Here is a 14677-nt window from a genome sequence, read left to right as displayed (position 1 = left end):
CGCACGTTGCCACAAAAAGTGACAAACGTCAATGAGTTGGGTCGCGGCGCATCGGGGTGTGCGGGATGCCGTCCTCGACGTAGCCGGGGCCGCTGACCGTGAAACCGAATCCCGCGTAGAAGCCCACGAGGTGCGTCTGCGCGTCGAGCACGCACGGCCGGTCACCCACCACCGCGAGGGCCTCGGCCATCAGCGCGCCGGCCAGGCCCGCGCCGCGGGCCGCCGGCGCCACCACCACCCGCCCGATCCGCGCCACGCCGCCGGGGTCGGCCAGTATCCGCAGGTACGCGACCACGGCGCCGTCGCTGCTCAGCCACAGGTGGCGGGTGCCGGGTTCGACGTCCCGGCCGTCCAGTTCCGGGTACGGGCAGGACTGCTCGACCACGAACACGTCGATGCGCAACCGGAGCAGGTCGTGGAAGGTGCGGGCGTCCAGGTCGGCGAAACCGGCCAGGTGGGGCTCGACGGGCATCGGCCCAGGTTAGGCGGCGCCCCGAGGTCCGGCCGGGCCGGGTGCGGGACGGCCGGGGCGCGCGCGTCAGGCGGGGCGGGCGCCGACCGCGTCGCGTACCTCGGCGCCCTGCTCGCCCTCGACGGCGCGGGCGCAGTGGGCGCAGCAGAAGAAGCGGCCGGAGACCTCGACGCCGTGCCCGACGATCTTGATCTGGCAGTGCTCGCAGATCGGCGCCATCTTGTGCACCGCGCACTCGAAGCAGTCGAACGTGTGCCGTGCCCCGTCGACCGTGCGCACCTCGAACGCCATCCAGTAGTCGTTACCGCAAACCTCGCAGGTTGCCATGCGAAACCCCCCGAAAACGGACCTGTCATCCGAGAGTCGCGCAGACGACACCATCGAGCAACCGGAACCGGCGAACCTGATCCGGCCCTACGGCGAGTCGCTCCCGGCGTGTCGAGCGTTGACTCCGGTGACCGCCGAAAATCCCCGGAGGATTCGTGATCAAGCGCAACAAGCTCTTCGGCAACCAGACCCGGGTGACGTTCTCGCTGCCCCGGGACACCCCGCCCGGCACGGTGAGCGTGGTCGGCTGCTTCAACGGCTGGGAGCCCGGCCGGCACGAGCTGGTGCCGCGCCGCGACGGCACCCGTACCGTGACGGTCCGGTTGAAGCCGGGGGAGTACCGCTTCCGCTACCTGGCCACCGGCGGCGTGTGGCTGGACGACGAGGCCGCCGACCGGGTGGACGAGGCCGGCGGCCTGCTGCGGCTGTGACGCCGCCGTCAGCCGGCGCTGGGCTCCAGCCGCACCGAGATCGAGTTGACGCAGTGCCGGGTGTCCTTCGGGGTGAAGCCCTCACCCTCGAAGACGTGCCCGAGGTGGCTGTCGCAGCGCGCGCAGCGGATCTCGATCCGGCGCATCCCGAGCGTGTTGTCCGGGATCTCCTTGACCGCGCCCGGGATGGCGTCGTCGAAGCTCGGCCACCCGCAGTGCGAGTCGAACTTGTCCTCGCTGCGGAACAGTTCCAGCCCGCAGGCCCGGCAGTGGTAGACGCCGGCGGTCTTGGTGTCGACGTACTCACCGGTCCAGGGCGCCTCGGTGCCGGCCTCGCGGAGCACCCGGAACTCCTCGGGGCTCAGCCGCACGCGCCATTCGTCCTCGGTACGGGGCAGTTCGTTGTCGGAAAGACTCACCCCTTCACGGTACGTCGGCTGTCGGTGGCATCGCATATGGTCGCGTGATGGCGGGCAAGGGCACGGTCGAAGAGATCGAGGTAGCCGGGCACACGGTGCGGCTGAGCAGCCCCGACCGGGTGATCTTCCCCCAGCGGGGCTTCACCAAGGCCGACGTCTTCCGCTACTACCTGGCCGTCGGCGACGGGATCATGCGCGCCCTGCGCGACCGGCCGACCACGCTCCAGCGCTTCCCCGACGGCATCGAGGGGGAGATGTTCTTCCAGAAGCGGGTGCCGCAGCGGGGCGTACCCCCGTGGGTCCGCACCGCGCGGATCGCCTTCCCCAGCGGCCGCCCGGCCGACGAGCTGTGCCCCGCCGACCTGGCGCACGTGGCCTGGGCGGCGCAGATGGGCACAGTCGTGTTCCACCCGTGGCCGGTGCGCGCCGCCGACACCGACCGCCCCGACGAGCTGCGCGTCGACCTCGACCCGCAGCCCGGCACCGACTTCGCCGACGCGGTGACCGCCGCCGGTGAGCTACGCGGCCTGCTGGACGAGCTGGGCGTGCCCGGCTGGCCGAAGACCTCCGGCGGCCGGGGCGTGCACGTCTACCTGCGCATCCAGCCGCGCTGGACGTTCGTGGAGGTCCGCCGCGCCACCATCGCGCTGGCCCGGGAGCTGGAACGACGCCGCCCCGAGCTGGTCACCACCGCCTGGTGGAAGGAGGAACGGGGCGAACGGGTCTTCGTCGACTTCAACCAGATGGCGCGGGACCGCACCATCGCCTGCGCGTACTCGCTGCGCGCCAACGCGCGCGCCACCGTCTCCACCCCGGTCGACTGGGACGAACTACCCCAGGTCGACCCGGACGACTTCCACCTGGGCACGGTGCCGGCCCGGTTCGCCGAGCGCGGCGACCCGCACGCCGGCATCGACGACGCCCCGTGGGACATCACGCCGCTGCTTGAGTGGGCCGAGCGGGACGCGGCGGACGGGCTGGGCGACATGCCGTACCCGCCGGAATACCCGAAGATGCCCGGCGAGCCGAAGCGGGTCCAGCCGTCCAAGGACCGCGACCGCCCCCGCCCCTGACGCCCGGGTGACCAGGGCTCAGGCGGGCGCGGTGAGCATGCTCCGGACCGACGCGACGATGTGCCGGGGGCGGCGGTAGAGATCGGTGGCGGTGTAGACCCGCATCCGCCAGCCGTGCTCGGCCAGCCAGTTGAGCCGGGATCGATCGTGGTGCAGCCGGCCGGGATCTAGGTGGGACCGGCCGTCGTACTCCAAGCCGATGCGCCGGTCGCGATAGCCCAGGTCGAGGCGGTAGATCAGGTTTCCGTCCTCGTCGGGAACCCACAGTTGGGGCTCCGGCGGAGGCAGCCCGCCGTCGATCAGCAACAGGCGCAGCTGGCTCTCCTGCCGGCACTCCGGGCGCGGGTCGGCGAGCGCGACGAGTTGCCCGGCCTGTCGTACTCCCCGCAGGCCGGCGTGCCACGCCACTTCGGTGAGCAGGTCCTCGCGGCGGCAGGCGCCGGCACGGAGGCAGAGATCCAGCACAGGCAGCGCGTCCGCCCGCCGGATCACGCGGGCCAGATCCACGGCGCAGCGGGCGGCCGGCGCGCAGGGGATGCCGGCGATCTCCACCGCGTCCGGCACCGGCAGCACCGTCTGATGCGTCGCCACGCCCCGGATTCGCCGCGCGCTCACACCGGGCGGCACGATCACGTGCACCCGGTCGTCGGTCACCGCCCCGAACCGGTGCAGTCGCGCGCCGGTGTGGAACCCCGCGACGGTTCCCGGCGGCAACCGCCGGAACAGGGCGCGCAACCGATTCGTCTCGTCGTCCGCGTACCCGTAGACACCCCGGGACAACCGCCCCAGCCGCCCCGCCTCCACCTGGTGCCGTACCGCCGCACGGCTCACCCCACCCGCCAGCAACTCCCCATACCGCCACACCCCCGCACTCTCCCGCCCGCTGCCCTTGGAAAGCCGCCCCTGTGGACAGCCGCCGTCGATCTTGGAGTTGTGGTCGTGCACAAAAGCCGCATCGGCGTCATTCGAGGCACCACAACTCCAAGATCGACGGGGAGAGTGCGCGGTGAGGCGGAGGGACCGATAACGATCATGTAACGGGCGCGAACCTTTTCGTGGGTGTCACTGCTCTCTCTCGGCATCGGCCCGCCGGGGCCAGGAGAGGACGTCGGATGAAGCTGGTGTGGAGGCGGGCGGTAGAGGCCCGTGGGCTGCTGCTCGCCGCCGCTGTCGCGGCACTCGTCGCGGTCGCTTTGGTCACCGGGCTCTCCGACTACAACCGCCGGGCGGTGGACGCGGGTGCCCGGGCGGTGCTCGACGCCGCCCCGGCGGAGGAGCGCAGCCTGCTGATCAGCGGCTCCGGCGGGGCGGACGCCGCCGCGTACGCCGAGCGGGACCGGGCGGTACGGGCACAGTTCGCGAACGGGCTGGGCGGGGCGCCGGTCACGGTGGCCGGGATCCGCTCCGGCACCGGGCGGGAGCTGACCGGTGACGTGGGCGCCGCCCGCACCGACGACGACCCGATGTTCGCCAACCTGGCCACGCTCGACGACCTGCCGGCGCACGCCGAGCTGGCCGCCGGGGCGTGGCCGGTGCCCGGCAGCAACCCGCTGCAGGTGACGCTGCCGGAGAAGGTGGCCGCGCAACTGGGCCTGGAGGTCGGCGAGCGGGTGCCGCTGTACGACCGGGGCGCGGAGCGGGCCAGCACGGTGGTGGTGGCCGGCACGTGGCGGCCCCGCGACGCGGCCGAGGCGTACTGGCGGCTCGCCCCGGGAGTGGGGGAGAGCCAGGGCGACGCGGAGGTCACCTCGTACGGGCCGTTCGCGCTCGACCCGGCCGACTTCGCCCGTACCTTCCCCGGCTCGACCTCGGCGGCCTGGCTGGTGGACCCCGACCTGGTGGCCGTCGAGCCGGCCCGGCTGCCCGCCGTGACCACAGCGCTGAACGAGATCACCGAGCGGCTGCCCGAGGCCACCGGCCTGGGCTCCTCGACGCAGCAGGTGAGCCACCTGGACCGGCTGGTGGACCGGCTCGGCCGGGCCGACCTGGTGGGCCGGTCCGCGCTGCTCACCCCGCTGCTGCTGATCGTCGTGCTCGGCGGGTACGCGCTGGTGCTGGTGGCCGCGCTGCTCAACGAGGACCGGCGGGCGCAGACCGCGCTGCTGCGGGCCCGGGGCGCCGCGCGTCGGCAGATCGCCGGATTCGCCGTACGCGAGGCCACGCTCGTGGTGGCGCCGGCGCTGCTGCTGGCCCCGGCGCTGACCGGGCAGGCGGTCCGGTATCTCGGCGCGGACCTGCGGCTGGCCGACGGCGACCTGGCCCGGGTCTGGGTGGTCGCGGTGGGCGCGGCGGTCGGCTGCCTGCTCGCCATGGTGCTGCCGGCGTTGCGCCGGGCCGGCACCTACGTCGCCGACATGGCGGCCCGGTCCCGCCCGTCCCGCAGCGCCGCCGTGCAGCGCGCCAGCGTGGACGTGGTGCTGGTGGCGCTCGCCGTGCTCGCCTGGACCCAGTTGCGGCAGTACTCCTCGCCGCTGGCCGGCGCGAACGGCAGCCTCGGCATCGACCCGCTGCTGGCCGCCGCGCCCACGATCGGCGTGCTGGCCGGCGCGGTGATCGCGCTGCGGCTGCTGCCGCCGACCACCCGGCTCGCGGAACGTTTCGTCGACCGCCGGCCGTGGAACGCCACCATGTTCGGCATGTGGCAGGCGGGGCGTCGCCCGCACGCCGGACCGGTGCTGCTGCTCGCGCTCGCCGTCGGCGGCAGCACGCTCGCGTGGTCGCTCGTCGCCTCCTGGGAACGCTCGCAGCGCGACCAGTCGCAGCACACGGTCGGCACGGACCTGCGGCTGACCGAACGGGACGGCACCGCCCCCGCGGACCGGGCCGCCCAGCTGGCCGCGGTGCCCGGGATCGACCGGGTGCTGCCCGCCTGGCGTGACGACGTGCGCCTGGGCCGCGAGGCCCGGCCGGCGACGGTGGTGGCTCTGGACGCCGCCGCCGCGAAGGGGATGATCCGGCTCGACGACGCCGACGGCGGGGCGTCCACCGGTGCCCTGCTGGACCGGCTCGCGCGCGGCCGGGGCGCGCCGGTCGGCGGTGTCCTGCCGGCCGGGGCGAAGACGTTCTCCGGCATTGTCCGCACCCCGGTGGAGAGCATGTACGACCGGCCGCGCGTCGCCGTGACCGCGCTGTTCGCCACCGACGCCGGGGCCACGTGGCGGGTCCGGCTGGCCGAGGCCGGCGGCGAGGGACGGCCGGTGCGCTTCTCCGTGCCGCTGCCCGACACCGGCGGCGCCCCGCTGCGGCTGGCCGGTTTCGAGGCCGACGGCGGTGACGCCACCGGCAACTCGTACCGGCTGCTGCTCAGCGACCTGCGGCTCACCGACGGCGGCGGCGCGGCGCTGCCGTTGCCGGTGGAGGGGGCGTGGCGGGTGATCGACCCGGGCAGCGGGCCACGCCGGGACGCCCGGGCCACCCCCACCGAGGTGGACGCGACGCAGGGCTTCGACGTGCCCGCGGGGCTGTTGCAGTTCGCCCGGGTGCCGTCGTCCCGGTTCGCCGTGGTGCCCATGGCCGAGGACCCGCCGGTGCCGGTGCTGATCACACCGGGGGTCGCCGCCGCGCTGAGCGTGCAGACCGGTGACACCGTAAAGCTGTCGGTCTCCGAGGTGACGATCGAGGCCACGGTGGTCGGCCAGGTCGCCGCGATCCCCGGCACCGCTGGCGACGGCGTGCTGCTGGACCTGCCCACCGCCGGCGCCCAGTTGCTGGAACGCAGCGGAGGCGTACGGCCGGTGGCCGAGTGGTGGCTGCGTACCACGCCGGGTGGGCACGCCGCCGCGACCGAGGCCCTCGCCGCTGTCGGCGGCACGGTGCTGCTGGACCGGCAGCGCGTGGCGGAGGAGGCCGCGGGGGACCCGTACTGGCAGGGCGCCCGCACCGGGCTGCTCGCCGCCGCGCTCGGGTCGGTGCTGCTGGCGCTGGTCGGCCTGGCGGTCGACGTGTGGGCCACCACCCGGCGGCGGCTCACCGAACTGGCCGTGTTCAACACGCTCGGCGCGAACACCCGGCTGCTGGCCCGCGCCTACCTCGCCGAGCAGGGTTTCCTGGCCGCGATCGGAGTCGGCGTCGGGCTGCTGGTCGGCGCCCTCGTCGCGGCCACCATGGTGCCGCTTGTGATCCTCACCCCGGCCGCCGGCCGGCCGGTGCCCGAGGCGGTCTTCACAGTGCCCTGGGTGCCGATCGGGGCGACCGCCGCCGGGCTGCTGCTCGCCGCGCTCGCCTTCGCCGCCGTCATCACCACCGGCATCCGCCAGCGGGTCGCCGCCGCGCAGCTCCGGATCGGAGGAGAACGATGAGCCTTCCTGGTGCCGCGCGCCGGGTCCGCGCATACGGGGGGCAGTTCCTGCTGCTCGCCGTCCTGACCCTGGTGACCGCGCTGTTGATCACGGGCGTGCCCCGGGTCGCCGACCGGCTGACCGGGCAGGGGCTCACCGAGTACGTGGCCGGTCAGCCGGTGGCCCGCCGGGACCTCACGTACAGCACCGCGCCGGACGTCGTGCCCGCCTCGGAGCAGCCCGTCGCCGCCAGCCGGGGAGCCCTGCTCGCGGCGATCGAGGAGAAGATGCCCGCCGAGGTGCGCGACACGATCGGCGAGCGCTGGTTCGCGGCGCAGACCGTCCCGGGGCGACTGCGCGGTCCGACGCTCAGCGACGACAAGGGGCTGATCGACCTGCACCTGCGCGCCGGCACCGGCATCCGGGAGGCGGCCACCCTGGTCGACGGGCGGTGGCCGGAACGCGGCGTCACCCCGGCCGGCGCGATCGAGGTGACGCTCGCCGAGACGATCGCCACCACGCTGGGCGTCGCGGCCGGCGACCGGTTCCGTCTCTCGCTGCTGGACGCCGACAACAACGTGCTCAACTCCCGCCCGGTCGACCTGGTCGGCGTGTGGCGGCCGAACGACCCGGCCGGCGGTGTCTGGGACACGCTGCCGTCGATGCTGAAGCTCAGCCCGCCGGAAGGCGACGGCCAACCGTTCGTGGGCGTCGCGTACACCGCCGACGCGGGTCTGAACTCGATCACCGCCGGGGAATGGCCGGTGGCCTTCGGCTGGCGGTACCGGATCGCACCGGACCGGCTCGAACCGGGCCGCCTCGACGCGCTGATCGCCGGCGTCGACGGGCTGGACCGGGCCCTGCCCACCGAGGTCAAGGTGACCCTCAGCCAGGGCGTGGACATCCCGCTGCGGCGCTTCGCCGACTCGCTCGCCGCCGCGCGTACCCTGCTCGCGGTCATCGCCGCCGGGCTGCTCGCCACGCTGGCCGGGCTGACGCTGCTGGCCGCCCGGCTGGCCGCGAACCGACGCCGCGCCGAGTTCCACCTGATCCGGGCCCGCGGTGGCTCGACCGGTGACGTGCTGCGCCGCGGTCTGGCCGAGTCGCTGCTGGTGCTGCCGGCCGCGGCCGGGATCGGCTGGCTGCTCGGCGGGTTGCTGCCCGGCGCCGGGTCGCCGTGGCTCTGGGTGCTGATCGCCGGGCTGCTGGCCACGCTGCTGCCGCCACTCGCTGCGCTCGCGGTCGGCCGCCGCGCCGGTGGCCGCTCCGACCTCGGCGGCCGGTCGCCCGCCGTCCGGCTCACCGTCGAGGTGGCGGTGCTCGGGCTCGCCGTGCTCGGCGCGTTCCTGTTGCGCCGCCGCGGGCTCACCGCCGGTTCGGTGGATCCGCTGCTGGTGTCCGTGCCGGTGCTGCTGGCGATCGCGGCGGCGCTGGTGGCGCTGCGCGCGTACCCCTGGCCGTTGCGGCTGCTCAGCCGCGTCGCCGCCCGGGCGCGCGGCAGCGTCGCGTTCCTCGGCGCCGCCCGCGCGGGCCGGGCCGCGAGCACCGGGCCGCTGGTCGTGGTGGTGCTGGCCGTCGCCACCGCCGCGTTCTGCGGCGTGGTGGCGACCGGCATCGAGAGCGGCCGGGACACCGCCGCCGCCCAGGCCGTGCCGGGTGACCTGCTGGTACGCGGGGAGCGCTTCGCGCCGGACACCGCCGGCAAACTGGCTGAGCTGCCCGGGGTACGCGCTGTCGCGCCGCTGCTCACCGTGCCGGCCGAGCGGCCGTACGCCGACCGCGCCGGCCGCCCCGCCCCGGTCACCGAGCTGCGCGTGGTGCTCGTGGACGGCGAGCGATTCGCCGAGGTGGCCAGTGCGGCAGGCGTACCGGTGAGCGTGCCCGACCCGGTGCGGGCCCGCGCCGACGGGAGCACGCCGCTGCCGGCGCTGGTGTCCCCGGCGGTCGCCGACGAGCTGGCCGACGCCGGGCTCGCCGACGCCCGGGGGGACCGGCCCGCCTGGCTGGACGTGCAGGGCAACCGGCTGCCGGTGCGCACCGCCGCCACCGTCGACGAGTTCGCGCTCGTCGGCGACGGCGTGGCGCGGTTCGTGGTGCTGCCGTGGCCGGCGTTGCCGGCGGACGCGCCGCACCAGCTCGCGCCCACCGGGTTCGTGCTGGCCGGCGCGGGCGTGGACGCCGCCGAGGTGGACCGGGTCGCGCGTGAGGGGCAGAACCGCTACCTGCGCATCGGCGGGGTCGAGGCCGGGGACAAGGCCCGCGCGCCGGAGGTCACCACCCGCTCGGCCGTCCGCGCCGACCTCGGCGGCACCGGCGTGAACGGCCTGCTGGTGTTCGGTTTCGCGCTCGGCGCCGGGGGCGGCGCCGTGCTGGGGCTGCTCGGGCTCGCGCTCGCGGTCCTCGCCGGGGCCCGCTCGCGCGGGCAGGTGCTGTCCCGGCTGCGCACCATGGGCCTGTCCCGCCGGCAGTGGCGCGGCATGCTGATGGTCGAGCTGACCCCGCTGGTGCTGGTGTCGGTGCTCACCGGGGCGGTGGTCGGCGCGTTGCTGCCGCTGCTGCTCACGCCGGTGCTCGGGCTGCCCGCCTTCACCGGCGGCGTGGACGTACGCCCGCAGTTCGAACCCGGCCTGGTCGCCGGGGTGTCGGTCCTGGCCATGCTGGCCCTCGGCTTCGCGATCACCGTGGAGGCCGTGAACAACCGCCGGATGCGCCTCGGCGAGGTGCTGCGGCTCGGAGAGGAGAGCTGAGATGACCGCGACCGCCGAGACGTCCGTACCGGACCTGGCGTCCCTGCAGCAACGCGCGGCCGAACGGGCCGCGCAACGGGCCGGAGGGCGGGACCGGCTGCGCGGGCACATCGTCTGCGACGGCCTGGTACGCATCTTCAAGACCGAGGGCGTCGAGGTCGTCGCCCTGCAGGGCCTCGACCTGGTCATCGATCGGGGTGAGCTGGTCGCGATCGTCGGGGCCTCCGGCTCCGGCAAGTCGACCCTGCTGAACATCCTGTCCGGCCTGGACACCCCGACCGCCGGCATCGCCCGGGTCGCCGACTACGACCTGCTGTCGCTGTCGAACAAGCGGCGGCTGGCGTACCGGCGGGAGGTGGTCGGCTTCATCTGGCAGCAGACCGGCCGCAACCTGCTGCCGTACCTGACCGCGTTGGAGAACGTGGAGCTGCCGATGAAGCTGGCCGGGCGGGCCGGCGGGCGGCGCAAGCGGCGGGAACGGGCCCGCGAGCTGCTGGACATGGTCGGCGTCGGCTACTGCGCGGACCGCCGTCCGGGTCAGATGAGCGGCGGCGAGCAGCAGCGCTGCGCGGTCGCCGTGGCGGTCGCGAACGACCCGGAGATCCTCTTCGCCGACGAGCCGACGGGTGAGCTGGACGAGGCCACCGGCGCGGAGGTGTTCGCCGCGCTGCGCACCATCAACGCCGAGCTGGGGGTCACCATCGTGGTGGTCACCCACGACCACGCCGTGGCCGGCCAGGTCCGCCGTACCGTCGCGATCCGCGACGGCCGGACCGCCTCCGAGGTACGCCGGACCGCGCGCGTCACCGCCGACGGCGGCACCGAGATGGTCAGCGAGGAGTACGCGGTGCTGGACCGCACCGGCCGGATGCAGCTGCCGGCGCAGTTCGTGGAGGCGCTGTCGCTGCGTGACCGGGTCCGCCTCAATCTGGAACCCGATCACGTCGAGGTGCGCCCCGGTGACCGGACGCACGCCGAGGAGAGTGAGTGATGACCGACCAGACAGTGGTGCTGCCGGCGGTGCCGGGGACGGCAGTCGAGGACGTGGTCCGGGTCGAGGGGGTGAGCCGCACCTTCGGCAAGGGCGAGCACGCCGTGCACGCCGTACGGGACGTCTCGTTCACCGCGCGGCGCGGCGAGCTGGTGGCGGTGCGGGGTCGCTCCGGCGCCGGCAAGACCACGCTGCTGAACCTGGTCGGCGGCCTGGACCGCCCGGACGCCGGCCTGATCCGGGTGGCCGGGCACGAGGTCACCGCCGCGGGCGAGCGGGAGCTGCTGGCGTTGCGGCGGGGCACGATCGGGTTCGTGTTCCAGACGTTCGGCCTGGTGCCGATCCTGTCCGCGGCGGAGAACGTGGGGGTGCCGCTGCGGCTGGCCAAGGTGCCGGCGGCCGAGCGGGAGCAGCGGGTGGCGGTGCTGCTGGAGCTGGTCGGGCTGGGCGGGCACGCGGCGCAGCGCCCGTATGAGCTGTCCGGCGGGCAGCAGCAGCGGGTGGCGGTGGCCCGGGCGCTGGCGAACGAGCCGGACCTGCTGATCGCCGACGAGCCGACCGGCCAGCTCGACTCGGAGACCGGTCGCTCGATCATGGACCTGCTCCGGGCGGTGGTGCACGCGCGGGGGATGACCGCGCTGGTCGCCACGCACGATCCGGCGCTGATCGAGATGGCCGACCGGACGCTGACGCTGCGCGACGGCCGGCTGGCGCCGGAGGACTGACCCGGGTGACCGGGCCGCGCGCCTTCGGGTGGCGGCCCGGTGCCGGGTCGCGGCGGTCGCGGCCCGGTCAGAGCGCCAGCTTCATTCCCTCGTGGCTGGCCACGAAGCCCAGGTCGCGGTAGAACCGGTGCGCGTCGGCGCGCTGCTTGTCGGTGGTGAGCTGCACCAGCGCGCAGCCGCGCTCCCGGGCCCGGTCGATCGCCCAGCGCATCATCGTCCCGCCCAGCCCACGGCCGCGCCGGTCGGAGCGGACCCGCACCGACTCGATCAGGCACCGCTCGGCGCCGTGCCGGCCCAGCCCGGGGATGTACGTGAGCTGGAAGCAGCCGACCAGCTCCCCGCCGTCGTCGGCGACGATCAGCTCGTTGCGCGCATCGGCGTCGAGGTCGGCGAACGCCCGCTCGTACGCCGCGTCCACCTCGGGCAGGTCACGGGTACGCCCCAGCACGTCGTCGGCGAGCAGCGCGAGCACGGCCGGCAGGTCGGCGCGGACCGCCTCCCGGAAGATCACCTCGGTCATCCGGCCAGCCTGGCACAGTGCCTCGTGCCGGTGTCGCCCGGTCTGGCGTCGAGGAGGTGCGGCGGCCTCAGCCGCCGTCCAGCCAGCTGCGCAGCGCCCACCACCAGTGCACGGTCTCCGGCACCGTGCACCGCGCTCCCTCCTCGACCGGCGGCCCGCCGGTCAGCTCCCGCAGCCGCCGCAGCCGGTAGCGCACCGTGTTCGGGTGTACGTGCAGCGCGGCGGCGGTCTGGTCCAGCCGCTGGCCGTGGTGCAGCCAGGCGAGCGCGGTGCCGGCGAGGTCCCGGTGGAAGTCGTCGGCCGGGTCGAGCGCGCCGAGCAGCGTGCCGCGCAGTAGCTCGGCCAGGACCGGCTGGGCGGCCAGCGCGGTCTCTCCGGCCAGGTCGGTGACCTGACGCAGGCCGCGCAGCCGCCGGTGCGCCGCCGTGGCCAGTGCCGCCAGGCAGAGCGCGTACATGGCCGGTGCCCGCGCCAGCGGCTGTGCGGGCGTCACCAGCGTCAGCAGGTCGGCCGGTACGGCGTCGGGCGGTCGCGGGAGCAGCCCGGCGAGCCTTTCGTCGACGGTGCCGAGCAGCCCGCCGTGCCGGATGAGCTGCCGCTGCAGCGCGTGCGCGCGTACCGGGTCGGGTGGCGCGGCGACCAGGCAGTGGTAGCGCCCGTCCGGCCGCAGCCCGAACCGGGTCAGCTCGGCCGGTGGCAGGCCCGCCGGGCCGTCGCGCAGCAGCCGCCGCAGCAGGTGCGCCCGGGCCGCCGCGCCGGTGCGGAGCAGGTCCCGTTCGGCGGCCCGGTGCCCGTCGACCACTGCCCGCTCCACCGCCGCGGCGTACCGGCCGATGGTGAGCAGCCCCTCCAGCAGCACCTCGTCCGGGATGCCGGCGGCCCGGCCGTGCCGGACCACCAGCTCCACCGCGCGGTCCCGCCCGGCCTGCACCCCGCGCAGCAGCCCGGCCACCGTGACGCCCTGCGCGGCCCGGTCCGCGCCCAGCCGGCGTGCCTCGGCGAAGTCCCGTCCGGCCGGGTCCTCGTGGCGTTCCAGCGCGCCGAGGCCACTGGTCAGCAGCAGGACGACCTGGCGGCGTACCTCGTCGGCGGGCAGCCGGGCCACCTCGGGGGAGTTCACGCGGGCCGCCCGCGCCACCTCGTCGACGGCGGCCGGGTCGGCGGACAGGTCGCGCAGCAGCGTGCCGAACGTGGGGACGTTCCCGGTCCGGGTCACGCCGCCTCCCGTTGTCGTCGCGGCACAACCAGGTCGCGCGGGCGTTGGCGTCCGGTCCCTAGCCCCGGCGGCCGGCCGGTTGCTCTCCTGGTTGTTACCGCAAGGTAACACCGTTCGCGCCACTGAGAAACGTCGATGTCGTACCGGCTGCCAGGAGGCGTCCATGACACCCGTGCCACAGCACCCGTCCCGTACCCGCCGCCGCCGTGCCGGCCTGGCCGTGCTGGCCGCGCTCGCCCTCGTCGCCCCGGCCCCGCTGCTGACGGCGCCCGCGCCGGCCGCCGCCGCGGTCCCGCTCCAGGAGGTGATGTTCGTCGGCAACAACTGGGACGGCACCGCCGACGTCATCCGGTCCCGTGGTGACTACGCCAAGCTCGGCCGGATCAACGTCATCCCGGACCGCGCCGCGCGGCTGCGCGAGATCTACCTCAACCCGATCAAACTGGCGTACTTCCTCGGCATCCGGCAGGGCCCGGGGGAGGGCCACGACCAGTTCGTCGACGACATGTACACCACCCCGGACGGCAGCGCGGTGGTGGTGTCCCGGCCCAGCTTCGCCGACGTCGTCTCGATCGACCTGGCCACCGGCGCGCTGCGCTGGCGGTTCCCGGTCTCCGGCTACCGCTCCGACCACATGGCCGTGTCACCCGACGGCACCCGCGTCGCGGTCTCCGCCTCGACCTCCAACACCGTGCACGTGCTGGACATCCGCACCGGAACGCAGCTCGGCTCGTTCGGCGCCGGCGACAAGCCGCACGAGAACATCTACACCGACGGCGGCACCCGGCTGTGGAACATGTCCATCGGCGAGGTCAACACCGACCTGGACGCGCCCTGGCTCGACTGGACCAAGGGCGACCGCCGGATCACCGTCGCCGACACCAGCACGTACCAGGTGGTCAAGGTCATCGACATGCGGGACCGCCTCGACGCCGCCGGCCGCCGCGACCTCTCCGACGCGGTCCGCCCGGCCGTGTTCACCCCCGACGGCAGCCGGCTCTACTTCCAGGTGTCCTTCTTCAATGGCGTGGTCGAGTACGACGTGGCAACCGACCGGATCACCCGCATCGCCACGCTGCCGAAGAACCCGGCCACCAGCGAGGACCGCACCACCTGGGTCAACGACTCCCGGCACCACGGCCTGTCGATGAGCCCCGACGGCGCCCGGATCTGCGTCGCCGGCACCATGGACGACTACGCCACGGTGCTGGACCGGGCCACGCTGCGCGAGGGGCCGCTGGTGCCCGCGAACAAGCCGTACTGGGCCACGGTCAGCGGGGACGGCCGGGACTGCGTGATCTCCGAATCCGGCGCGGACCAGGTCACCGCGATCAACTTCGCGACCGGGCAGAAGGTCGCGAGCGTCCCGGTCGGCGACCACCCCCAGCGCGTCCGCATCGGGCACGTGCCGCAGGACTGGACGCCCCCGGCCGCCGGCTGACCGCCGACGTTCGACCGGCCGGCGTCCGGCTCCCGGCC

General features: G+C 74.9%; 13 protein-coding genes. 7 read left to right on the top strand and 6 right to left on the bottom strand.

Annotated elements, in window-relative coordinates:
• Window positions 1–28: 28 nt before the first annotated feature.
• On the bottom strand, window positions 29–472 hold the full coding sequence (locus tag O7542_RS17790; RefSeq protein ID WP_281604917.1) for a GNAT family N-acetyltransferase: 444 nt from the start codon (window positions 470–472) through the stop codon (window positions 29–31).
• Between the two features lie 66 nt (window positions 473–538).
• A complete protein-coding gene (locus O7542_RS17785) occupies window positions 539–799 on the bottom strand; it encodes a Prokaryotic metallothionein (RefSeq protein WP_116505006.1) in 261 nt (86 codons plus the stop codon).
• 155 nt (window positions 800–954) lie between these two features.
• On the opposite strand from O7542_RS17785, the gene O7542_RS17780 reads away from it, so the two are divergent.
• Window positions 955–1230 (top strand): isoamylase early set domain-containing protein, encoded by a 276-nt coding sequence (locus tag O7542_RS17780; protein WP_043325634.1) that lies wholly within the window; start codon window positions 955–957, stop codon window positions 1228–1230.
• Between the two features lie 8 nt (window positions 1231–1238).
• Here the strand turns inward: O7542_RS17780 and msrB are convergent, their stop codons facing one another.
• Entirely contained in the window at window positions 1239–1649 is a 411-nt protein-coding gene (gene msrB, locus O7542_RS17775) for a peptide-methionine (R)-S-oxide reductase MsrB (protein WP_281604916.1), read from the bottom strand.
• Between the two features lie 47 nt (window positions 1650–1696).
• Here msrB and ligD point away from each other — a divergent pair, with 47 nt between their 5' ends.
• Window positions 1697–2722, top strand: a complete 1026-nt coding sequence (ligD, locus tag O7542_RS17770) for a non-homologous end-joining DNA ligase (protein WP_069089387.1) — start codon at window positions 1697–1699, stop codon at window positions 2720–2722.
• 18 nt (window positions 2723–2740) lie between these two features.
• Here the strand turns inward: ligD and O7542_RS17765 are convergent, their stop codons facing one another.
• Complete coding sequence (locus O7542_RS17765; protein WP_281604915.1) at window positions 2741–3586, bottom strand: hypothetical protein; 846 nt, start codon at window positions 3584–3586, stop codon at window positions 2741–2743.
• A gap of 248 nt (window positions 3587–3834) precedes the next feature.
• On the opposite strand from O7542_RS17765, the gene O7542_RS17760 reads away from it, so the two are divergent.
• Genes O7542_RS17760 through O7542_RS17745 form a run of 4 tightly spaced genes read left to right on the top strand, consistent with a single transcriptional unit; the run spans window position 3835 to window position 11462 of the window.
• Window positions 3835–7020, top strand: a complete 3186-nt coding sequence (locus O7542_RS17760) for an FtsX-like permease family protein (RefSeq protein ID WP_281604914.1) — start codon at window positions 3835–3837, stop codon at window positions 7018–7020.
• Window positions 7017–9746: an FtsX-like permease family protein gene (locus O7542_RS17755; RefSeq protein ID WP_281604913.1), complete on the top strand. Its 2730-nt coding sequence runs from the start codon at window positions 7017–7019 to the stop codon at window positions 9744–9746. Before O7542_RS17760 ends, O7542_RS17755 begins: the two co-directional genes overlap by 4 nt.
• Before the next feature lies 1 nt (window position 9747).
• Window positions 9748–10737 carry an ABC transporter ATP-binding protein gene (locus O7542_RS17750; protein ID WP_064447169.1) on the top strand — a complete coding sequence of 330 codons (990 nt, stop codon included), beginning with the start codon at window positions 9748–9750 and terminating at the stop codon, window positions 10735–10737.
• On the top strand, window positions 10737–11462 hold the full coding sequence (locus tag O7542_RS17745) for an ABC transporter ATP-binding protein (protein ID WP_030503025.1): 726 nt from the start codon (window positions 10737–10739) through the stop codon (window positions 11460–11462). The genes O7542_RS17750 and O7542_RS17745 overlap by 1 nt, the downstream gene beginning before the upstream one ends.
• Window positions 11463–11529: 67 nt before the next feature.
• On the opposite strand, the gene O7542_RS17740 is transcribed toward O7542_RS17745, so the two are convergent.
• A complete protein-coding gene (locus tag O7542_RS17740; protein WP_030503026.1) occupies window positions 11530–11982 on the bottom strand; it encodes a GNAT family N-acetyltransferase in 453 nt (150 codons plus the stop codon).
• A gap of 67 nt (window positions 11983–12049) precedes the next feature.
• Window positions 12050–13198, bottom strand: a complete 1149-nt coding sequence (locus O7542_RS17735; RefSeq protein ID WP_281604912.1) for a helix-turn-helix domain-containing protein — start codon at window positions 13196–13198, stop codon at window positions 12050–12052.
• A gap of 163 nt (window positions 13199–13361) precedes the next feature.
• On the opposite strand from O7542_RS17735, the gene O7542_RS17730 reads away from it, so the two are divergent.
• Window positions 13362–14639 carry a YncE family protein gene (locus tag O7542_RS17730; protein WP_281604911.1) on the top strand — a complete coding sequence of 426 codons (1278 nt, stop codon included), beginning with the start codon at window positions 13362–13364 and terminating at the stop codon, window positions 14637–14639.
• Window positions 14640–14677 lie beyond the last annotated feature (38 nt).

The sequence above is a fragment of the Micromonospora sp. WMMC264 genome (genome assembly GCF_027497275.1).
GTDB lineage: Bacteria > Actinomycetota > Actinomycetes > Mycobacteriales > Micromonosporaceae > Micromonospora > Micromonospora chalcea.
This window is presented reverse-complemented; position numbering and strand designations above follow the sequence as displayed.